Below are 21,994 nucleotides of genomic sequence, written 5' to 3' on the forward strand. Positions count from 1 at the left end.
GGGCGGGGGGGTGGGGGGTGTGGGGGTTTTTGGCGCCCCCCCGTTTTTCTGGGCTTTTTTGTTATCAATAGGGGGGTCCCCCCCCCCTAACACCGGGGGGGCGCGGGGGCCGCCCCCGCCGCCACCGGACTCCAAGGGTTATCGAGACCCGTCATGACGGGGAACACGGCCTGCCCCGTGTGCTGGTACCTGAGGGCAATGTCGTCGTGCCAGCGTGCGGCGCAACTTTGGGCTACGAGACCGCGCTCGTGTTCCCCTCGTCGACTAGCGTCGCTGTTCGTCCGCAGGGCTACGAGCCTCCCCCGGACTCCATGTCCCACCCCCGGTATGGCCAGTCCGACGCCGTAGGCCGCCGGGCCAGTAGGTGGGTCACTGAGTGCTCACTGCGCACCGCCCGCACAAGGGTGAATCCCTGGACATCCCGGTAGTAGCGCAGCAGTCCTTCGCTGGTACAGCCCCGGCGTACCCACGACTTCCCCGTGATGGCCGCCTGATGCAGGGCCCACGCAGCCAGCAGTGCCCCAGGCCGACAGCGGCGCCACGCGGGGTCGGTGACCGTGGTGTTCAGGTACAAGGAGGCTTCTCCCTGCTCCGAGATCGTCCATCCCTCGTCGAGGGGCCTGTCCGAAACGGTGGTGCATCCGACGACGGTGCCTCCGGCGTGCGCCAGCACCCATCCTGGCGACCGAGGGCGAGCGACGCGCGCCGCCATCAGGGCGGCGCTACTCGACCATCCTTCCCAGTCCTCCAGCCCGCATTCGCGCATCCAGATAGCCCGCCTCTCGATGAGGGTGGTGAGGGCCGGTACATCGTCCGGAGACGCGCGTCGTGCGGAGAACACCATGAACTCCCGGGCTTGAGGGGGTTTCGCGGGTTGCTCGGGACAGCATGGGAGCACGCCACACCTAAACGCCAGGCATTTTCGCTGGCACACTAATGAGGTTGAACTCGTGGTGTCGTCGGGGCTGACGGGCGGCGGCCTCCTGCAGTATCACCGGGGCATACGGTATCTACAGGGTGGCGGGCTGACCGCCGAACGTCAGCAGTTCCGCGAGGAGTCACGGCTTCAGGCGGCCGAGCGGTTCGCCCAGGTCGAGGCGAGTTCGGTGATCGCCAAGGACCTGCGCGTCAGTGTCCGGTCGGTGCAGCGGTGGCGGCAGACGTGGGAGGAGGGCGGTCCGCGGGCTCTGCGGTCGCAGGGGCCGGCGTCGCTGCCCAGGCTGAGCGAGAAGCAGTCAGCGCAGCTGGAGGCGGAGCTGGCCAAGGGGCCGACCGCGCACGGCTGGGAGGACCAGCGCTGGACCCTGGACCGGATCAAGACCGTGATCGGCCGGCGCTTCCACCTGACCTACACCATCCAGGGTGTGCGGAGGCTCCTGGTGCGCAACGGCTGGTCCTGCCAGGTCCCAGCCCGACGCACCATCGAGCGGGACGACGACGCTGTGGCCGGCTGGGTGAAGGAGACCTGGCCCTGCGCGGAAGGCTCGCGGCGGCCCGTGGAGCATGGCTCGTCTTCGAGGACGAAGCCGGCTTCTCCATGACGCCGCCGCACGCGAAGACCTGGTCGCAGCGCGGCCGGACCCCGGTGGTGCGGGTCCGAGGCCGCTCCCGCAGACGCATCTCCATCGCCGCCCTGACCTTGCGCCTGCCGGAAAACCCATCCGCCCTGGTGAGAGGCGGTGTGGAGATGTAGGAACCTCGTCTGAGGTCACTCGACCCGTGCCCTCGCGCAGCTGTCGATCGCCGCGGCATGATGGTCGACCGTGCTGCTGCGAGTGGGCTACCTGGCTGTGACCAACGCGTTCGCCTTGCTGCGCCTGCTACCGATGAGCGATCACCACAAGGATGCAGAGATCCTTGCTCTGCGCCATCAGCTCATGGTGCTGGAGCGGCAACTCGGCAAGGAGAGTATGCGGTTCACTTCGGACGACCGGGCGATCCTGGCCGCTCTGCCGCACCGGCTGCCACGGGACGTGCTGCGTAGACTGCGCCTGGTGGTCCGACCCGACACGGTGCTGCGCTGGCACCGCAGCCTGGTGGCACGCCGCCACGCGGCCGCCTCCCGGCCCAGGCGCCCGGGTAGGCCGCGCACCGTGCGCTCCGTCAGGATCCTGGTGCTGCGCTTGGCGAGGGAGAATCCCAGTTGGGGCTACAGGAGGGTGCACGGCGAACTGCTCGTCCTGGGAGTGAAGGTCACCGCATCCACGGTCTGGGAGATCCTGAAGGAGGCCGGGATCGACCCGGCGCCCGGGCGAGCCTGCAGCACGTGGGCCGACTTCCTCCGCTCCCAGGCTGATGCCCTGCTGGCCTGCGACTTCCTGGAAACGGTCACCTTGTCCGGGGCCCGACTGTACGTGTTGGCGGTGATCGAACACGCCAGCCGACGCATCCGGATCCTGGGTGCGACCGCGCACCCGACCGCTCCATGGGTCGGGCAGGTGGCCAAGAACCTGGTCATGGACCTCGAGGACGCGGGCTGCCGGATGCGGTTCCTGATCCGGGACAGGGACGGGAAGTTCCCCGCCCTCTTCGACGCCATTCTCAAGGACTGCCCTTGCCGGAAATCTCATCCGTGCAGGTCACGCTGCATGTCGGTATTCATGGAGGATGCCGCCGAGGCGATCGTGTCGGCGTATGTCGAGGCGGGCTAACGTGTCCGGGTCGTCGATGGGTGGGGGCAAGGGGTGTAGCGGTCTGGCGTTCGCGATGCCTTGGTGTGGTCGGTGTCCGTTGTAGAACTGCTGGAACTCGCGCAGGGTATGGAGGAGGTGTCGCTGGTTCCAGATCAATGTCCGGTCCAGGAGTTCGCGGCGACAGGTCTGTATCCAGCGCTCCGTGATCGAGTTCATTCGTGGCATCTGGATGCCGCTGAGCACGACTTCGATCCCCGCGCCCTTGAGGACGGCATCGAACAGTTCGGGGAACTTCCCGTCCCTGTCCCTGATCATGAACCGTGCCCGGCAGCCGAGGTCTTCGAGGTCCATGACGAGGTTCCTCGCCGCTTGCGCTACCCAGGATGCGATCGGATGCCCGGTCGCGCCCAGGACGCGGATCCGGCGACTGCCGTGTTCAATCACCACGAGCACGTACATCCGTACCCCCGACAAGGTGACTGTTTCCATGAAGTCGCAGGCCAGCAGGACATCAGCCTGGCTGCGAAGGAAGGTGGCCCAGGTACTGGAGTTCCGCCCGGGTGCTGGGTCGATGCCGGCCTCCTTCAGGATTTCCCAGACGGTGGACGCACCCACCTTCACCCCCAGCACGAGCAGCTCGCCGTGCAGGCGCCGGTAGCCCCAGCTCGGGTTCTCCTTCGCCAGCCGCAGCACCAGGATGCGAATGGAGCGCACCGTGCGCGGCCGTCCCGGGCGTTTGGGCCGGCAGGAGGCGACATGGCGGCGCGCGACGAGGTTGCGGTGCCAACGCAGTACCGTGTCGGGGCGTACGAGTAGCCGTAACTGTCGCTGAACGTGCCGTGGCAGCCGGTGAAGCAGCGCCGCCAGGTACGCTCGATCGCTCGGGGTGAGCCGGATCTTTTCCTTGCCGAGTTGGCGTTCCAGCACGGTGATCTGGTGGCGCAGGGCGAGGATCTCGGCGTCCTTGTCCCGGTCGGTCATCGGCAGCAGGCGGAGCATCGCGAACGCGTTCGATACACCCAGGTAAGCCAGTCGCAGCAGCACGATCGATCATCATGACGCGCGGATCATGCACTACGCGAGAGCGCCGACTCGAGTGACCGCGACCGACGACCGTGAGGCCTGGTGCGGGCCCCCGACCAGGGCGGATGACATTCTCGGCAAGCGCAGTACTACAGGAACTGCTCTGAGGCTCGGGCGGCCGGAGCTGCGCCGATCCATCGCGGCGAGCCGGGGTACGCCTCTCATCTGGACCGTGACGGGGACGGTGTCGGCTGCGATACCTGACCGGTCGCCACCGGACAGCATGACGCCCCACCCGCGATGGGTGGGGCGTTCGTCGTCTCTTGCGCTCAGGTCCCCCACCCGGCTGGCGGTTCGGCCACCAGCGGCACGGTGCGCTCTTCCTGTGCGGCTCCGTCGGTGATCGGGTCTCGGTACTTGTGCCCGTCCGCAGTGAGTAGGTAGGCCGTGCACCGGATCACGGGCTGTCCGGTGCGTGATCGTCACCGCTCGCCTTGTCGTCCTGGGTCTGAAGGCCGTGACTATCCGGTGCAGCGTCGGCGGTGTTGCTCGTGCGCGTGCGCACGGGCCGCCTCTTCCGCTGCTGGTGGTGGCGTCGGTGTCCTTCGACGCTACGGAGGCTGCTGGAGGGGTCTCAGTGAAATTGCGGATGATTGCGCGGATTCACTCGAGGGTGTCGATCGCGGACCGGATCAGGGCGCGGGCGGCATCGCCGTGCACGGCCAGCTTCGCCAGGTCGGTGAACGCCCGTGCGTAGTCGGAGATCTCGCGGGGCTGGCGGACGTTGATGACGGCGGTGAGGGTTTCAACCACGGTGTGCTGGTCGTCGTAGAGGTAGAAGGCCTCCACACCAATGAACCGATGACCGCCCTACTCCGCAGCGAACTCCACACGGCCCGGGGGCGGACCCCCATGCACCCCGGGCCGTCCGCGGCCCCCTTAGAACGAGCGGCTCAGGCGGAGTGACAGGTAACAGCCGCCGGCGCGGCCGTCCGTGTCGTCGCCCAGCGTCACAGACTTGGTCTCATCGACCGTGTCCCAGCCGCCCTGCGGAATGTAGCCCCTGCACTGCCCCGAGGCATCGCGTCCGCCATCGCCGTACCACTGCACGTCGAGCCGAATGTCCGAGCGACCGGACAGGGCGAAGGTGAGGTTGCACCAGCCCGCGCGGTTGTCGGTGTCCACCCGGATGTTGTCGCCGAATGTCTTGTACGTCTTGATCGGGATCGTGTGCGGGCCCTCGTTCTCGCACTGGGTCTCGTCGCTGCCGGGCTCCACCATCCAGGTGTAGGTGATGTTCAGGCCCGCGAGAGTGTTCGACGGGTCGTAGATGCCGAAGGCCAGCTGGCAGCCGCCCGCGCGGTTGTCGGTGTCCAGGCGGATGGTGGAGGTCCAGTCGGGCGCGGTGACCCACCGCTCCGGCGGATTCGTCGGCCCGTCGCACTGGCCGTCTCCGTCGGGGTAGAACCGGACGCCCAGTTCGGGCGCGGCGTTGGCCGAGGACGGCGCCGCGTCGGCCGAGGTGACCGACAGGCCGGTCACCATCAGTAAGCCGACCGCCAGCGCGGCCGCCCGTCGGGCCGATCTGCTGCCCAGCTTCTGCTTTCTCACGTGTGTCTCCCACGATGTCTTCGGTTGATCCGGAAAAGGTGCCGAACCGTTCCACGAGCGTGAATGACCATCACTGAATTCCCGTTGGTGCGATGGAGCGGAGAGGTACAGAGAGGTACAGAGAGAAACCGAGGTGAATCAGACGGGGGAGGGCGGGATGGGCCCCTCCAACCCGGGGCGCCGCGCCGACGGCGCGGCGACGACGCCAAATTATCCAGGGCACATCAGGACAAGCAGTGAGTCCGATACCGGCCAGGTACGGTCAATATCAGGCAATGTCCGGCCGAAATCGGCGCCACCGGGCCGTACCAGACGACAGTGATCGCCGTGCCAGTTGCCAGCTGCTGGAGCGGAAGTCGGTTGATGACCCGGCCCTTGAGAGGCGTGGAAGAGGGCGTCGGCCAGGACGGGGGGACCTGGCCGACACCGGACTGTGGGGTGCGGGCTGCCGGCGGTGGCGGTCGCCTTCGCGGCGAAAGGCATCATGGGGCTTCAGCCGAACGATCTTCCCCACGGGCAATAGGTGAGGCCCGGGGACACTGTCCACCGGCCGGCACCGCGAATACTCCAACCAGCACCGATCCCCAGACATTCCCGCACCGGAACCGATCAGCCCGAGAAGAAGGTGCCTGGCTGCCGGCCTTCAGGTGCCCGCAGGGCCCCTGCCGGATAGTCGCGTTGACGACCTCTTCGAGCAGAATCACGACGGACCGGGCCCGCGTCCCGGTAGGGAGCGGGCCCGGTGCGCGGTTGGGGTGGTGGTCAGTCGGCGAAGTTAGCGCCGAAGTTCGGCGTGCCGGTGGTGGAGACTCCCGATGAGCTCGGCGAGACGGAGCGGGCGCCGGTCGTGGTGATCTTCGTTCCGCTGGAGGGCAGGTACGTCACCGCACCGTTGCCGGAGTTTTCCCAGGAGCTGACCAGCAGGTCGGCCTTGCCGTCGCCGGTGACGTCGTCGAGCTTGGTGTCGAAGCCGAACCCGTCGTACTTCTCGTCATCGCCGGGCACGCCGGCGGTGCTCTGCGCGAAATACTGGGCGCCGGAGCTGGTGTTCAGGCCGCTCGCGGAGCCGTACAGGACGGTGACCGCGCCGGTGTCGGCGACGCCGTTCAGGTCCTCGCCCGCCGCGCTGATGACGATGTCCTGGTAGTTGTCGCCGTTGATGTCGCCCAGGTCGAGCTCGTAGCCGAACTGGTCGTTCTTCTCCGACCCGCCGGGGACGTCGCCGGTGTTCTGGGTGATGCCCGTGGTCGAGCCGGGGCCCTCGTTGGAGCCGTAGGTGATGTTGACTTTGCCGCCCAGGGCGGAGTTCGGGATGGTCGTGCCGTCGTCGGTCGTGTTGTTCCAGTAGGCGCCGCTGACGATGTCGCCGAAGCCGTCACCGTTGACGTCGCCGATGGCTGTGATCACGCCTGGCTTGAGGGCGGTGGCCGAGGAGGTGCTGAGGCCCCGCGCGGAGCCGGGCACGTAGTAGTTGGTGTTCCAGCCCCAGTCGGTTTGCGTCTCGAAGCCGTCGACCACGAGGTCGGTGCGGCTGTCGCCGTTGACGTCACCGGCGGTGAGGTTCATCGGGCCCCGGGCGCTGCCGCCGGACTGGATCGGGGGCTTGATCGTGTAGCGGCCGCCGGCGGTGCCGGAGGGGCTGATGCCGCCCTTGTAGACGTAGACGGTGCTGGAGGAGTTGCCGACGGCCAGATCGTCCTTCCCGTCGCCGTCGAAGTCGCCGGCGGCCAGGTTCTTGCCCCAGAAGTCGTGCGACGAGACGGCCGGGTCCGCGATCGTGACACCGGTGCCGGTGATGCCCGAGGCCGAGCCCCACAGCACGGCGAGGGTGCCGCCGTCGGTGTCGCCGCCCACGTCCTCGCCGTCCGCGGCCACGGCGATGTCGTCGTAACCGTCGCTGTTGAAGTCACCGTAGGCGGTCTCACCACCGAAGGCATCGCCGGCCTCCGCGGCGCCGGGGACGCCCGCGCTGTTCTGGCTGAGCACCGTCCGCTTGGCGGACGACACACCCGTGGAAGTGCCGTAGAGCACCACGAGCTGGCCCGCGGTCTTGTTGCCGCTCACATAGGCGCCGGCAGCCGAGAAGGCGACGTCACCGATGCCGTCGCCGTTGAAGTCGGCCCGGGGGACCATCGTCGAGTCCGCCGCCATGGCCGTCGCCGCCGATAACGTGAGCACACCGCCCGTCAGCGAGGCCACAGCGGCCGTCGCGAGGGCGATACGAAGGTGCTTGTACACGCGGGGTTCTCCTACTGCATGCGGGGGATACTTTGGCAGGTATCCGCAGTCAATGGGGTGGCATTCCGCCCGCGTCCGCCGGAAGTCGGCCACGGCTTTGCGAGGCGGTTGCCGATCAGGAGACTCGCGATGGAATCCAAGGGTTGTATAGGTGGTGGCGGCCGCGCACCCTTCGGAGTGAATCTTCGCGTCATGCCCCCACGCCGTATGGCCGCGTGGTCTATCTCTGTTTTGTGATCAGCACTGTGATGCGTGCCGCTGTGGCCGCAGCCCTGACCTGTCTTCCCCTGACGATGCCGACGTCGGCCTCCGCCGCCCCGGCACCACGCACGCCGCCATTGACTGCCCTGACGGCTATGTGTGCATCTATCCGGAGGTCAACTTCGTGGGTCAGCCGTGGGTGCGGCGTGCCGTGGACGGCAGCGTGAATGATCTGCCCACCACGATCCGCAACCGCGGCAGCTCGATCAGGAACAACTCCGACCGCATCGCCCGGGTCTACGAGAAGCGAAACTACGCCGGTCGATGGGTGTGTGTGACCCGCAGTGGCGGCTCCATCCACGACCTGCGGTCCTACAACCTCAACGACCAGACCCGCTCGCTGAAGATCAACCGCAACGATTGCGGCTGAGGCGTGCTGGCCCGGTCCACCGGAACGCGACCAGGCTCATGCTGATGGTCCAGGCCGAGCCGGTGGTTGGCTGGCGCGCTCTGGGGAAGGGTTCAGCGGGGTGATGCCGGTGCCTGCGTACAGCTCAGGATGGAGCGAGAGAACCGTGACGTGCGTGCCCCCGGCCGGATTCGTCGTTCATCCACGCTCGTGATCCGAAGACGGGCCATGGTCTGGCTGGCTTGACCACGTCAGCTCCTGGCCCGCTGCAGATACCGGCGTGCCAGGAGCTGACGTTGGTCAGGCGCAGGTGTTGAGCATGCCGACCAGCGCGTCGTGTTCTTCCTGGTTCAGGGTGAGGCTGTACTCGCGTTTCACCGAGATCCATGCGCGTGCGTAGGTGCAGTGGTAGCTGTCGAGGTCGGGCTGCCAGTTCGCGGGATCCTTGTCGCCCTTGGCCCGGTTGGACCGCGCGGAGACGGCAATGAGCTGGGAACGCTGAAGATCGTTGGCGAACGCGCGGCGCTGCTGCGTTGTCCACTCCGACGCGCCGGAGCGCCAGGCTTCTTTCAGCGGCACGACGTGGTCAATGTCGGCCTTGGACGCTGCGTCGAGGACCACGCCGTCGTAGGCCGACAGCCAGCTGCCGGCGACCGCCCGGCACTGGTCGTGTGCCGCTCGAAAAGTCATCGCCGCAGGTGCGCGGGATGCGGTCAGTCCGCTGGGATCATGTCCTCCGTGATCGTGTCCTTGTTGTACAAGGTGACCCGGAAGCTGCTCACTGTTCCATCGGTGCTCCTGCGTCGCGGGACGGCGCAGGAGGCGGAACTGCTGGTGCTGCGGCACGAGAACGCGGTCCTGCGCCGCCAGTTGGCCGGACCGGTACGTTACGAGTCCACCGACCGGTTCTGGTTCGCCGCCCTGTCCGGGCTGATACCCCGGCGCCACTGGCGTGAGGTCTTCCCCGTCGCCCCCGGCGCCCTGCTGGCCTGGCATCGCAGGTTCATCGCCGCGAAGTGGGACTACACCGCGCGCCGGCGCACCGGACGCCCACCCACCACGGCAGCGATCAAGAAGCTCGTCCTACGGCTGGCGAGGGAGAATCCGGCGTGGGGGCACCGGCGGATCCAAGGGGAGCTGGCCCGACTCGGGCATCGGATCGCCGCCCCGACGGTGTGGGAGATCCTCAACGCGGCCGGCATCGACCCCGCGCCACGTCGCTCAGGCCCCACCTGGCGCGAGTTCCTGACCGCGCAAGCCGAGGGCATCATCGCGGCAGACTTCTTCCACATCGACACCGCCCTCGGCAGGCGGTTGTACGCGCTGGTGTTCCTCGAGCACGGCACCCGGCGGCTGCACATCACCGGGGTCACCGCCCACCCGACACAGGACTGGGCAGTGCGGCAAGCGCGGAATCTCACCGCCAACCTGGGCACACGCATAGGATCCCTGCACTTCTTACTGCGCGACCGCGACGGCAAGTACAGCCAGGCATTCGACGCCGTCTTCCAGGCCGAGGACATGGAGATCCTCAAAAGTGCGCCACAAGCTCCCCGCATGAACGCGCACTGCGAACGCATCATCGGCAGCATCCGACGCGAAGCCCTCGACCACATCCTCATCATGAACGAGGCCCACGCCCGCCACGTCCTCGCAGCCTACGAGCGGCACTACAACGAACACCGACCCCACCAAGCCCGCAACCAGCTACCACCCGACACCCACGAACAACCCGCCGCAGCGCATGGCCTCAGCACAGGCAAAGTCCTGCGCACCCCGACCCTCGGCGGCCTCATCAACGAGTACAGATATGCAGCATGACATGCAGCGATGACTTTTCGAGCGGCACAGGATGACGCGCTTGCCCACGAGATCACCGTGATCCACCTGGCCTCGAAGGGTGCCTACGGTGTTCCGCGCGTGCACGCCGAGCTGCGGCGGCTGGGCCGTGCGGTCAACCGCAAGCGGGTGGAGCGGGTGATGCGCGAACGGGGGATCGCCGGCGTCACACGTCGAAGACGCCGTTCGCTGACCCGTCCCGACAAGCAGGCACGGCCGGCCCCGGACCTGATCGGCCGTGACTTCACCGCCACCCGGCCCGGCACCCGGCTCGTCGGCGACATCACGTACCTGCCCACCCAGGAGGGCTGGCTGTATCTCGCCTGCTGGCTGGACCTGGCCACCCGCGAGGTCATCGGCTACGCGATGGCTGACCACCACCGCGCCGAGCTGGTGGTCGACGCGGTGAGGATGGCCCACGGCCGCAGCGGCCTGGAAGCAGGCTGCATCCTGCACAGCGACCGCGGAAGCGAATACACCTCAGCTGAATTCCGGGCAGAAATACGGTCGTTGGGGCTCCGGCAGAGCACCGGCCGAACCGGGTCTTGTTATGACAACGCGGCGGCCGAGAGCTTCTGGGCCGTGCTCAAAGAGGAGATCGGCACCCGGGTCTGGCCCAACCGGGCCACCGCTCGCGCCGAAGTCTTCACCTTCATCGAGACCTTCTATAACCGGCGCCGCCTGCGGAAACACGCTGTCTTCGGGTACATCACGCCCCACGAGACACGCCAGCGGCTCCAGAACGACCAAGCACTCGCAGCGTAGAAGAAGAGTGTCCAGGATCACGGGGAAACTTCACTGCAGGCCACCATCCCACGCCCGGACAGCAACCCCCCGCTGGCTGCCCACCCGCGGGCGGTCGGCTGCGGCGCCCGGGTCGTCGACGAGAGCCACTGGGACGACCTGCCCGACAGTCACACCCACCGGACCACCACAGATGATCCGGTCGTCGCCATCTCCGAGACACTTACTCACTTCGCCTTCGACGACGAGCTTCAGCGGACCGCTTCGCGAGCCGCAGCATGTAAGCCATTCGGGCGTGCATAGCCATCTGACGACGGGTCTCGAGCGGAAGGACACTTTCAGGGTCTACCTGGCGTTCGAATCGTTCAAGAAAGGCCGCCGTTCCCGGCGCAGTGCGAGCGGCTCGGTCGCTGGTGTTCGCCCAAGACGCATGAGCCGCCGCCCTCGCGCGGTAACTCCGCTGCTGAGCGGTCAGCCCCGGCTTGCGCACTCTGCCTCGAGAGCGCTCAGACATACGCCTCCTCGCCCGCGCGCTCCTGCGCGCGGGCGAGTTTGCGACCGCCGGGTGTGGGCTTCCCGTCCGTCAGGTGGAAGCGAAAACCGCGTGCCGGAGTTCCCTCAGCTTCCGCCCGGGTTCGAGGCCGAGCTCCCTGTCGAGAACGCGGCGGGCGGACTCGTAGATGCAGAGGGCGTCCGACCGCCGGTTGGATCGGTGGAGGGCGAGCATCAGCTGCTCGTAGAACGTCTCCCTGAGCGGGAACTTGGCGACGAGGGAATGCAGCCTGCCGACGATTTCCCGGTGGCGGCCGAGGGCGAGCTGCGCCTCCACCGACATCTCCATGCATTCGATGTGGAGTTCGGCGAGGAGTTTGTTGAAGCCCTCCATGATGGGGCCGGGCCCCACGTTGTCGAACGCCGGGCCGCGCCACAGCCCGAGCGCCTCCTCGGAGCACGCGGCGGCGGCGGCGTGCTCGCCGCGCCTGAGATGCCGCCGGCCGTCGGTGACCAGCCGCCGGAAGACGTCGACGTCGCAGTCGCTCGCCCCCCTGCGGAGCATGTATCCGCCGGGCCGGGTGATGACGGGGTCCGGCCGGCCGGGCCGTGCCAGGAACTTGCGCAGCCGTGACACGCAGACGTAGATGCCCGCGGCGCTGCGCTGTGGCGGCAGCTCACCCCAGATCTCCCTCGTGAGCTGCTCCGCCGTGACGACCTGGTCAGCGCGTATCAGCATGACCGCCAGGACGGTGGCGAGCTTCTGTGCTCTGAGGTGGGACACGCCCTTCTCATCGACCACACGAACAGGTCCCAAAATCTCGTACCGCATGAAGTACCCCCTGTACTCGATTCTTGGCATTGCGTGACGCGAGATCGCCGTGCTGCGGCCAGCGGCTAGACCGTGGCGAGCTCCAGCTCCGGGGCGTCGACGAGGACGGCGTGGTGGAGCCCCCGCAGGGCGGCGGACGGCTCCTGTCCCAGCTCGTCGCTGAGCACGATCCTGGCCGACTGGTAGACGCTGAGGGCGTCGGCCCTGCACCCCGAACGGTAGAGCGCGAGCATGAGCTGCCGGTAGAACGCCTCGTGCAGCGGAAGCTCCTCCAGCTGCGCGTAGAGGTAGCTGACGAGCTCGCGGTGGCGGCCGAGTTCGAGACCGGCGTCCACGTACCACTCGACGCACTCGAGGCGGGACTGCTCGGCCCAGCAGACGAAGCCGTTGACGATCGGGCCGTCCCGCAGGTCCTCCAGCACCGGTCCGCGCCAGAGGCCGAGACCCTCCTCGTACGCCTCGCACGCCTCCTCGGTGCTGCCGGCACGCTGTGCCTGGCGCCCCTCGCGCACGAGGTCGAGGAAGTCGCGGAAATCCAGCTCGTCGGTCTCCAGCCGCAGGACGTAGCCGCTGCGAGCCGTCTTGATCGGACTGTCCCGCCGGCCGTTCTGGCGCAGGAACTTCCGCAGCTGGGATACATAGACGTGCAGCGCCGCGATGGCCTGACGTGGCGCGCGCGTTCCCCAGATTTCCTTCATGAGTTCTTCACTGCTGACCACCTCGTCTGCACGCACGAGCAATGCGGCCAGCAGCACTTCGATCTTCCGCGCACTGAGCGTAGAAATTGACGATCCGTCAACGATTCATAATGGGCACAGGATTTCGTACCTCATGATGCGCGACCTCCCACTGTGCCCAGCGCATTCTCGCAGCAGGTGGATACTTCATCATCGAATACGGTCAGCATTCGAGACATTCACCCCGATTTTTGAACTTGCTTCAGCACATCGGTCACATGCGTAACACAACCTGACGCCTATTCGGTCGCGCGTCGGGCATCAGCGGCGATGTCCTACCCACGCCGAGGACCCCCTAGACGACGAGAGAGTCATCTTCGCGCCCTTCATATGAATACCGGACGGTCCCAGTTGGCTTTCGTCAGATGAGACTGGTCTTCCATAGGGAGCGATCGGCTGCCTGGGTCGCCCTGGGCCGTCGCACTGGCCCCGGATACCACACCGCCACGGGCACCGCGACTCTTGGTTGACCCGAGACGAGAACAACCGGAGGCAACGCTCCTGGAGAGGGCGACATCGACGCATCCTAACCGCGCGTCGCGCGGCTGTGTGAGGGTCAATGAACCGACAACAAAATCCGACATAGGCTGATTCATCGCCGGTGTCACAAGGTTGCGAGGCCGCTTCTTAACGCGTTCTTAACGCCCTCTGCTCCGACGGCGCCGTCTGACGGGAAGTCAATATGAGCCGACGTCCCCGCACAAAATGCGCTGCCCCGGTGTGTGACGTTTTCGGTTAGATCAACTTTAGGTCGGATTCCGAGAATGAACGCCGTACGGGGCATGTCCTGAGCCCATAACCAGCTGTCTTGCGATTCAGACGGGGGTGTCATGCCCGGGAACAGCCTGACCCGCGAGCCAGGGGCTGCGAGGTGGCCCGTCGCGATCGTGGGCCTGGCATGCCGGCTGCCCGGCGCGCCGGATCCGGGCGCGCTGTGGCGTCTGCTGCGCGGCGGCGGAAGCGCCATCGGGCCGGTGCCGGCGGCGCGCTGGCCCACGCCGCCCGGCGCAACGCCGTACCGCGCCGGGCTCCTGGACCGCGTCGACACCTTCGACGCGGACTTCTTCGGCATCCCGCCGCACGAGGCCGTCGCGATGGACCCGCAGCAGCGGCTGATGCTCGAACTGGCCTGGGAGGCCATGGAGGACGCGGGGCTGCTCCCCAGCGCCCTCGCCGGCAGCCGCACCGCCGTCGTCACCGGTGCCATCTGGGACGACTACGCCGCCGTGCTGCGCCGCGGCGGGCGGCTCGGCATCACCCGCCACACGATGGCGGGCCTGAACCGCGGCATCATCGCCAACCGCGTCTCGCACCGCCTGGGCCTGCGCGGCCCCAGCCTCACCGTCGACGCCGCCCAGTCCTCCGGGCTGGTCGCCGTGCACCTGGCGTGCGAGAGCCTGCGCCGGGGCGAGGCCGAGCTGGCGCTGGCGGGCGGCGTGAACCTGATCCTGGCCGAGGACAGCATGCGGCTGGCCGAGGCCCAGTTCCAGGGGCTGTCGCCGGACGGCCGGTGCCACACCTTCGACGCCCGCGCCAACGGCTTCGTGCGCGGCGAAGGCGGCGGCATGGTGCTGCTGAAGCCGCTGCCGGCCGCCCTGCGCGACGGCGACCCGGTCTACTGCGTCATCGAGGGCGGCGCGGTCAACAACGACGGCGCCACCGACGGCCTGACGCGGCCGAGCCCCGACGCCCAGACCGAGGTGCTGCGGCGCGCCTGGGAGCAGGCCGGGGTGGACCCCGCCGAGGTACGGTACGTCGAACTCCACGGCGCCGGCACGCCGGTCGGCGACCCGGTCGAGGCCGCCGCCCTCGGCGCGGCGCTCGGCGGGAGCCGCGCGGACGGCGACCCGCTGCGCGTCGGCTCCGTCAAGACCAACATCGGGCACCTGGAGGCCGCCGCCGGGATCGCGGGCCTGCTGAAGGCGGCGCTCAGCATCCACCACCGCGCGCTGCCGCCGAGCCTGAACTTCGCCACCCCCAACCCGGCCATCCCGCTGGGGGAGCTGGGCCTGCGCGTGCAGACGGCGTACGAGCCGTGGCCCCTGGAGGAACGCCGGCTGGTCGCCGGAGTCAGCTCCTTCGGCATGGGCGGCACCAACTGCCACGTGGTGCTGGCCGAGGCGCCGGCGCCCGCCCCGGCCGCGACCCCGGTGCCGGCCCCGGTGCCGGCCCCGGTGCCGGCCCCGGTGCCGGTGACGCGGGCCGCGGGTACACCGCCGGTGACGCCGTGGCCGCTGTCGGCGGCGAGCCCGGCCGCGCTGGCCGCCCAGGCCGCCGCGCTCCGCGACCACCTGCGGGACCACCAGGACCTCGACCCCACCGACGTCGGCCACGCCCTCGCCACCACCAGGACGGCGTTCCCCCACCGGGCCGTCGTCCTCGGCGGCGAGGCGGGCGAGTTGCGCGAACGCCTCGACGCCCTGGCCGCCGGGACCGAGACCCCCGGCGTCGTCCAGGGCCGGGCCCGGGCCGGAGAACACGGCGCGGTCGCGTTCCTCTTCAACGGCCAGGGCAGCCAGCGCCCCGGCATGGGCCGCGAACTGTACGCGGCGTACCCCGTCTTCGCCGACGCGCTGCGCGAGGTACGCGGCCACATGGACCGCTGGCTGGACACGCCGCTGCTGGACGTCGTGTTCGCCGGCGCCGCCTCCCGGGACGCGGCGCCGGCGCTGGACCAGACGGCGTACACCCAGCCCGCGCTCTTCGCGGTCGAGGTCGCGCTGTACCGGCTGGTGACGTCCTGGGGTCTCAGGCCCGGCTACCTGATGGGCCACTCCGTGGGCGAGATCACCGCCGCGCACATCGCCGGCGCGCTGTCGCTGCCCGACGCGTGCGCGCTGGTGGCGGCCCGGGGGCGCCTGATGCAGTCGGTCACCGCGCCCGGCGCGATGGCCGCCTGGCAGGCGACCGCAGCCGAGGCCGAGGCGGCGTGCGCCCCGGAGGCGGAGCGGATCGGCCTGGCAGCGGTCAACTCCCCCACCTCCGTGGTGATCTCCGGCGACCGCGATGCCGTCGCGGAGGCGACGGCGGCGTGGCGGGCGCGCGGCCGCAAGGCCACGGTGCTGCGGGTCAGCCACGCGTTCCACTCGCCGCATCTGGACGGCATCCTGGGCGAGCTGCGCGAGGTCACGGCCGGTCTGACCTTCGCCGCGCCCACCCTGCCCGTCGTCTCCAACGTGACGGGCGAGCTGGCCGAAGCGGAGCAGCTGTGCTCCCCCGCCTACTGGGCCGACCACGCACGGCGGGCGGTGCGGTTCGCCGAGGGCGTGCGGCGGCTGTGCGAGGCGGGCGTCGGCACGTTCGTGGAGCTGGGCCCGGACGCCTCGCTGACGGGCATGGCCCGCGAGACCATCGCGGCGTGGGCGGGCGACGCCCCGCGCCCGGCGGCCTTCGCGGTGCAACGCCGCGACCGGCCCGAGGCGTTCACCTTCGCCTCGGCGATGGCCGAGGCCCACACCCGCGGCCTGCCCATCGACTGGTCCGCCCCCTTCGCGGGGTACGAGCCACGCCGGGTGCGCCTGCCCACGTACGCCTTCCAGCGCGAACGCCACTGGCCGGACCAGGCGGCGAGCGCGAACGCGAACGCGGACCAGACGGATGCGGCCCCCGGGCCCGCAGACGTCCTCCGCGACGCGGACCGCGCGGACGCCGCACCGCCCGTGGCGGACCTGGTGGGGCTGGTACGGGCGCAGGTCGCGCTCGTGATGGGGCACGCGGGAGCCGAGCGGGTCGATCCGGGGCTGACGTTCAAGCAGCTCGGGTTCGACTCGCTGGCGGCGACCGAACTGAGCGAACGCCTCAGCGCCGCCACCGGCGTTCCGCTGCCCGCCACCCTGACCTTCGACCACCCCACGCCCACCGCCGTCGCCACCTGGCTGGGCGCGGTGCGCGACGGGCGGCAGCCAGCCGGGCACCACCCCCGTTCCGCCGCCACGATCACCGCCGACGAGCCGATCGCCGTCGTCGCCGCCAGCTGCCGCTACCCCGGCGGCGTCGACTCCCCCGAGGCGCTGTGGCGACTCGTCGACGACGGCGGGGACGCCGTGGGCGACTTCCCCACCGACCGGGGCTGGGACCTGGCCGAGCTCTTCGGCGGCGGCAGCGCCACCGGCCGGGGCGGCTTCCTCTACGACGCGGCCGACTTCGACGCCGACTTCTTCGGGATCAGCCCGCGCGAGGCACTGGCCATGGACCCGCAGCAGCGCATCCTGCTCGAACTCTCCTGGGAGCTGCTGGAGCGCGCCGGCATCCCCCCGGCGTCGCTCGGGGGCAGCCCCACCGGCGTCTTCGTCGGCACGACCGCCGCCGACTACGGGCCCAGGCTGCACGAGGCCACCGACGAGATCGACGTGCACCTGCTGACCGGCGGCACGCCGAGCGTGGCGTCCGGCCGGGTGGCGTACGCCCTGGGCCTGGAAGGGCCGGCCGTCACGGTCGACACCGCCTGTTCCTCCTCGCTGGTGGCGATGCACCTGGCGGCGCAGGCGCTGCGCGGCGGCGAGTGCGACCTGGCGCTCGCGGGCGGCGTCACGGTGATGGCGACGCCCGGCATGTTCACCTCCTTCTCGCGGCAGCGCGGGCTCGCCCCGGACGGACGGTGCAAGCCGTTCGCCGCCGCCGCCGACGGCACCGGGTGGGCCGAGGGCGCGGGCCTGGTCCTGCTGGAACGTCTCTCCGACGCCCGCCGCAACGGCCACCGCGTGCTCGCGGTGCTGCGCGGCTCCGCCATCAACCAGGACGGCGCCAGCAACGGCCTCACCGCCCCCAACGGCCCCTCCCAGCAACGCGTCATCCACGCCGCCCTCGCCAACGCCCGCCTCACACCCGCCGACATCGACGCCGTCGAGGCCCACGGCACCGGCACCACGCTCGGCGACCCGATCGAGGCGCAGGCGCTGCTGGCCACCTACGGCCAGGACCGCCCGGCCGAACGCCCCCTGCGGCTGGGCTCGATCAAGTCCAACATCGGCCACACCCAGGCCGCCGCCGGGGTCGCGGGCGCCATCAAGATGATCATGGCGCTGCGGCACGGCACCCTGCCCGCCACCCTGCACGTGAACGAGCCCTCCCCCCACGTCGACTGGGACAGCGGCAACGTCCGGCTACTGACGGAACCCGCCGACTGGCCGGAGACCGGCGCGCGTCCCCGCCGCGCCGCCGTCTCCTCCTTCGGCATCTCCGGCACCAACGCCCACCTCATCCTCGAAGAGCCCCCGGGCCAGCCAGAACCCGAGCCCGAACAGCCCGGCGTACCGACGGGCGTCGTACCGCTCCCGCTGTCCGCGCGCGGCCCCGAGGCGTTGCGCGCCCAGGCCGGGCGGCTGGCCGACTGGCTCGCCACCGCCAGCCCGCCCCCCTCCCCGGCGGAGGTCGCGTGGTCGCTGGCCACCACGCGGTCGGCGGACCGCCACCGCGCCGTCGTCACCGGCGCGGACCACGAACACCTGCTGGCCGCGCTCCGCGAGGTCGCCGACGGCCAGGCGCCCGGCACCACGGCGGCATCGGCGGCCGCCGCGCCGGGCCCGGTCATGGTCTTCCCGGGACAGGGCTCGCAGTGGCGCGGCATGGGCGTCGAACTCCTCGACACCTCCCCCGTCTTCGCCGCCCGCATCGCCGCATGCGAGGAGGCACTGGGCGCGTTCACCGACTGGTCGCTGACCGACGTGCTGCGCGGCGCGCCCGGCGCCGCCGACATCGGCCGGGTCGACGTCGTCCAGCCGTGCCTGTGGGCGGTGATGGTGTCGCTCGCGGCTGTGTGGGAGGCCCACGGCGTACGCCCGGCGGCCGTCGTCGGCCACTCCCAGGGCGAGATCGCCGCCGCCTGCGTAGCCGGCGGCCTGTCGCTGCGCGACGGCGCGCGGATCGTGGCGTTGCGCAGCCAGGCCCTGCGCGCGCTGGCGGGCCACGGCACCATGGCGTCGCTCGCGCTCAGCGGCGAGGAGACCACCGGGCTGCTGGCCGAACTGGGCGCGGACGCCGCGCAGGTGACGGTGGCGACGTACAACGGGCCGCACTCCACCGTCGTGTCGGGGCCGGTCGGCCAGGTGGCGGCCGTCGTGGCGGCCTGCGAGGCAACGGGCCGGCGGGCGAGGACCATCGACGTGGACTACGCCTCGCACGGCCCGCAGGTCGACCGGCTCGCCGACACCCTCCACGCCGACCTCGCCGAGGTCGCGCCCCGCGCCACGGGCACGGCGTTCTACTCGGCCGTCACCGCCGCCCGCCAGGACACGGCGGGCCTCGACGCCGCCTACTGGTTCACCAACCTGCGGCAGCCGGTGCGTTTCGCGCCCGCGATCGACGCCCTGCTGGCCGACGGGTACCGCGTCTTCATCGAGGTCAGCCCGCACCCGGTGCTGATCCCCGCGCTGCGGGAGTGCTTCGAGGCGGCGGAGGCGGAGGCGGAGGCGGTCACCGTCGCGACCCTCCGCCGCGACGACGGCGGCCGGGAGCGGCTGGCGCGCGCGCTGGGCGACGGCTTCGCGGCCGGGCTCGCGGTCGACTTCCGCCGCTGGTTCGACCCGGCCCGGACGCTGCCGCGCACGGTCGAGCTGCCGGCCTACCCCTTCCAGCGGCGGCGTTACTGGCTGGCGCCGGACGAAGGCCGCCGCGAGCGGCACGCCGCCGGAGCCGGGGCCGGAACGCGCCCGGCCGGACACCCCCTGCTGACGGCGGCGGTCGAACTGGCCGACGGCGGCGTGGTGCTGAACGGCCGCCTGCCGGGCGGTGACGACGGGCACTGGCTCGGCGGCCACACGGTGGCGGGCGTGGGCCTGGTGCCCGGCGCCGTCCTCGTGGAGTGGGCGCTGCGAGCGGCCGACGAGGCGGGCGGGGCGCTGGAGGAGCTGCTGCTCCGTGCGCCGCTGGAACTCGACGGCGACGGGGACGTGCTGGCGCAGGTCGCGGTCGCGCCGCCGGACGCCTCGGGCCGCCGCGCGGTGACGGTCTCCTCGCGCCCGGCGGACGCGGACGGGGAGTGGACGCGTCACGCGGCCGGCACGCTGGTCCCGGCGGATGGCGAGGCGGCAGCGGCGGCCCCGGCCTGGCCGCCACCGGGCGCGGAGCCGGTGGAGATGGCCGGTCTCTACGAGCGGGCGGAGGCGCACGGCTACGGCTACGCGCCCGCGCTGCGCGGCGTACGGGCGCTGTGGCGGGACGGCGACGACCTGCTCGCGGAGGTCGTGCTGCCTGCGGAGGCCGGGGACGGGGCGGACGGCTTCGGCGTTCATCCGGTGCTGCTGGACGCCGCGTTGCAGCCCGCGCTGCTGACCGGGGCGGCGGACGACCGGCTGTGGCGGCCGTTCGCGTGGAGCGGCGTACGCCTGTGGGCGACCGGCGCCCGCGCGGCGCGCGTACGCCTGGCGCCGGTGGCGACGACGGACGACCGGGAGCTGCGGGTCGACGTCTGGGACGCGGCCGGGGCGCCGGTGCTGAGCGTTGCGTCGGTGGTGCTGCGCCCGCACGCCGCGCGGCAGGTGCGGGAGGCGAGCCGGGCGGCGGCGAGCGGGCTGTACGCCGTCGGCTGGGCGCCGGTGGCGCCCGGCGCCGAGGAGCCGCCGGACGACGCCGCCGGGACCGTGGCCGAACTCGGCGGGAACGGCCTCCCGGCGCTGCTGGCCGCGCTGGACGAGGGAACGCCCGCGCCCGGCATGGTGCTGTGGCGCCCGCCGGCGGACGGCAGCGCCGTGGCGGACGTGCTGGAGGCCTGGCTCGCCGAGCCGCGCCTGGCCGGCACCCGCCTGGCCGTGCTCACCCGGAACGCGGTGGCGGCGGGCGACGAGGACGAGCCGCCGGACCCGGCCGCCGCAGCGGTCTGGGGCCACGTGAGCGGCGTTCAGGCGGGCCAGGCCGGGCAGACCGGGCAGCCCAGTCGCCGCCTCACGCTGATCGACACCGACGGGAAGAAGTCCGCGGCCGAGGCCGTGGCGGCGGCGCCCGGCGAGCCGCGCGTCGCGCTGCGCGGCGGGCGGGTGCTCGCGCCACGCCTGACGCGCCACGTACCCGCCGCGGGCGGTGGGGCGTTCGGGCCCGGTGGCACCGTCCTCGTCACCGACGGGGGCGGGCCGCTCGCCGAGGCCGTCGCCGAGCACCTGGCGCGCGCGGCGGGCGTACGGCGGCTGCTGCTGGTGCGGTTCGGCGGTGAAGCCGCAGAGGGATCGGAACGCTGGGGCGCGCACGTGCGCGCCGTGGGCGTCGATCCGCGCGACGCCGGTGCGCTGGCGCGCGTGGTGGCGGACGTCGATCCGGGCCACCCGCTGACCGGCGTCGTCCACGTCGCCGGGCTGACCGCCGACGCGGCGGACGGCGCGGCGCTGTGGGCGCTGCACGAGGCGACCGCCGGCTTGCCGCTCGACCGGTTCGTGGTGCTGACGGACGGCGGCACGGCCTGGGACGGGCCGGTGAGCCCGGGGCGGGCGGCGGCAGCGGCGGTCGCCGACGCCGTCGTCGCCGCGCGGCGCCGGGCCGGGCTGCCGGGCGTGTCGGTGGCGTACGGCCCCTGGGCCGCCGCCGGTCAGGCCGGTGGCGCGCGCTGGGCCGGGCTCCTCGACGCCGACCACGGCCTCGCGCTGCTGCTGGCCGCCTGCCGCGCCGACCACCCCGCCCTGGTGGCGGCCGGCATCGACGCCCGCGTCCTGGCGTCCCGCCCCGCCCACGAACTGCCGGCCGCGCTGCGAGCGCTCGCGCCGGGCGGCCGGTCGCCGTCCCGGCGTCCGGTCGCCGCCGCGCCGCCCCCGGCCGCCGACGGCTGGGCCAGCCGCCTGACCGGCCTCGCGCCCGCCGAACGCCACCACGCCGTCCTCGACTTCGTACGGGGCCACGCCGCGACCGTGCTGCGCCAGGACGGCCCGGGTGCGGTGCGTTCCGACGCCTCCTTCAAGGAGCTCGGCTTCGACTCGGTGACCGCCGTCGAGCTGCGCGACCGGCTGGTGGCGGCCAGCGGGCTGCGGCTGCCGGCCGCCGTCGTCTTCCGCCACCCCACGCCCGAGTCGCTGGCGCGCCGCATCGAGGACCAGCTGGCGCCCGCCGAGCCCGCCGAGCCCGCCGAGCCCGCCGAGCCCGCCGGGGCCACCGAGCCCGCCGGGGCCACCGACAGCGCTCCCGACGGCAACGGCTCGCGGGCCGACGCCGCCGGGAAGCTGGCGTCCGCCTCGGCCGACGAGCTTCTCGACTTCATCGACAACGAGCTGGGCGTCCTCGCCGACGCCCGCACCCCATCCGCTGAAGGCCGGTGACG

11 protein-coding genes and 4 pseudogenes are annotated in these 21,994 nt (G+C 71.3%); 8 read left to right on the top strand and 7 right to left on the bottom strand.

Annotated features, from left to right (window positions below; translation table 11 throughout):
* Nucleotides 1–1,001: 1,001 nt before the first annotated feature.
* The 3 genes and pseudogenes from ACH4U7_RS50445 to ACH4U7_RS50455 all read left to right on the top strand — a co-directional run.
* On the top strand, nucleotides 1,002–1,541 hold the full coding sequence (locus ACH4U7_RS50445; RefSeq protein ID WP_398534509.1) for a winged helix-turn-helix domain-containing protein: 540 nt from the start codon (nucleotides 1,002–1,004) through the stop codon (nucleotides 1,539–1,541).
* Nucleotides 1,466–1,672, top strand: a pseudogene (locus ACH4U7_RS50450) (IS630 family transposase); the annotation flags it as partial. The gene ACH4U7_RS50445 and the pseudogene ACH4U7_RS50450, both read left to right, overlap by 76 nt.
* A 91-nt stretch (nucleotides 1,673–1,763) precedes the next feature.
* Nucleotides 1,764–2,549: pseudogene (locus tag ACH4U7_RS50455) on the top strand (integrase); the annotation flags it as partial.
* A 30-nt stretch (nucleotides 2,550–2,579) separates the two neighbouring features.
* Here the strand turns inward: ACH4U7_RS50455 and ACH4U7_RS50460 are convergent.
* Nucleotides 2,580–3,677, bottom strand: a complete 1,098-nt coding sequence (locus tag ACH4U7_RS50460; RefSeq protein WP_398534499.1) for an integrase core domain-containing protein — start codon at nucleotides 3,675–3,677, stop codon at nucleotides 2,580–2,582.
* 126 nt (nucleotides 3,678–3,803) lie between these two features.
* On the opposite strand from ACH4U7_RS50460, the pseudogene ACH4U7_RS50465 reads away from it, so the two are divergent.
* Nucleotides 3,804–3,920, top strand: a pseudogene (locus ACH4U7_RS50465) (excalibur calcium-binding domain-containing protein); the annotation flags it as partial.
* A 399-nt stretch (nucleotides 3,921–4,319) separates the two neighbouring features.
* Here the strand turns inward: ACH4U7_RS50465 and ACH4U7_RS50470 are convergent.
* The 3 genes and pseudogenes from ACH4U7_RS50470 to ACH4U7_RS50480 form a co-directional block, all read right to left on the bottom strand.
* Nucleotides 4,320–4,505, bottom strand: a pseudogene (locus ACH4U7_RS50470) (transcriptional regulator); the annotation flags it as partial.
* 90 nt (nucleotides 4,506–4,595) lie between these two features.
* Nucleotides 4,596–5,267: a hypothetical protein gene (locus ACH4U7_RS50475; RefSeq protein ID WP_398534500.1), complete on the bottom strand. Its 672-nt coding sequence runs from the start codon at nucleotides 5,265–5,267 to the stop codon at nucleotides 4,596–4,598.
* 762 nt (nucleotides 5,268–6,029) lie between these two features.
* Nucleotides 6,030–7,505, bottom strand: coding sequence for an FG-GAP-like repeat-containing protein (locus ACH4U7_RS50480; RefSeq protein WP_398534501.1), 1,476 nt, complete (start codon nucleotides 7,503–7,505; stop codon nucleotides 6,030–6,032).
* 385 nt (nucleotides 7,506–7,890) lie between these two features.
* On the opposite strand from ACH4U7_RS50480, the gene ACH4U7_RS50485 reads away from it, so the two are divergent.
* Nucleotides 7,891–8,136, top strand: coding sequence for a peptidase inhibitor family I36 protein (locus ACH4U7_RS50485; RefSeq protein ID WP_398534502.1), 246 nt, complete (start codon nucleotides 7,891–7,893; stop codon nucleotides 8,134–8,136).
* Nucleotides 8,137–8,415: 279 nt separating this feature from the next.
* On the opposite strand, the gene ACH4U7_RS50490 is transcribed toward ACH4U7_RS50485, so the two are convergent.
* The gene (locus tag ACH4U7_RS50490; RefSeq protein ID WP_398534503.1) at nucleotides 8,416–8,805 is read right to left on the bottom strand and encodes an HNH endonuclease family protein; all 390 of its coding nucleotides are present in this window, start codon (nucleotides 8,803–8,805) and stop codon (nucleotides 8,416–8,418) included.
* Between the two features lie 48 nt (nucleotides 8,806–8,853).
* On the opposite strand from ACH4U7_RS50490, the gene ACH4U7_RS50495 reads away from it, so the two are divergent.
* Both ACH4U7_RS50495 and ACH4U7_RS50500 read left to right on the top strand, forming a co-directional pair.
* The gene (locus tag ACH4U7_RS50495) at nucleotides 8,854–9,936 is read left to right on the top strand and encodes an integrase core domain-containing protein (protein ID WP_398534510.1); all 1,083 of its coding nucleotides are present in this window, start codon (nucleotides 8,854–8,856) and stop codon (nucleotides 9,934–9,936) included.
* Nucleotides 9,937–9,945: 9 nt separating this feature from the next.
* Nucleotides 9,946–10,719 carry an IS3 family transposase gene (locus ACH4U7_RS50500; protein WP_398534504.1) on the top strand — a complete coding sequence of 258 codons (774 nt, stop codon included), beginning with the start codon at nucleotides 9,946–9,948 and terminating at the stop codon, nucleotides 10,717–10,719.
* A 562-nt stretch (nucleotides 10,720–11,281) separates the two neighbouring features.
* Here the strand turns inward: ACH4U7_RS50500 and ACH4U7_RS50505 are convergent.
* Together ACH4U7_RS50505 and ACH4U7_RS50510 are read right to left on the bottom strand one after the other, a co-directional pair.
* Nucleotides 11,282–11,974 (bottom strand): BTAD domain-containing putative transcriptional regulator, encoded by a 693-nt coding sequence (locus tag ACH4U7_RS50505; protein ID WP_398534505.1) that lies wholly within the window; start codon nucleotides 11,972–11,974, stop codon nucleotides 11,282–11,284.
* Between the two features lie 113 nt (nucleotides 11,975–12,087).
* Nucleotides 12,088–12,777: a BTAD domain-containing putative transcriptional regulator gene (locus ACH4U7_RS50510; protein WP_398534506.1), complete on the bottom strand. Its 690-nt coding sequence runs from the start codon at nucleotides 12,775–12,777 to the stop codon at nucleotides 12,088–12,090.
* Nucleotides 12,778–13,589: 812 nt separating this feature from the next.
* On the opposite strand from ACH4U7_RS50510, the gene ACH4U7_RS50515 reads away from it, so the two are divergent.
* Complete coding sequence (locus tag ACH4U7_RS50515) at nucleotides 13,590–21,992, top strand: beta-ketoacyl synthase N-terminal-like domain-containing protein (protein WP_398534507.1); 8,403 nt, start codon at nucleotides 13,590–13,592, stop codon at nucleotides 21,990–21,992.
* The last annotated feature ends 2 nt before the right edge of the window (nucleotides 21,993–21,994 follow it).

The sequence above is a fragment of the Streptomyces sp. NPDC020845 genome, assembly GCF_044334165.1.
GTDB lineage: Bacteria > Actinomycetota > Actinomycetes > Streptomycetales > Streptomycetaceae > Streptomyces.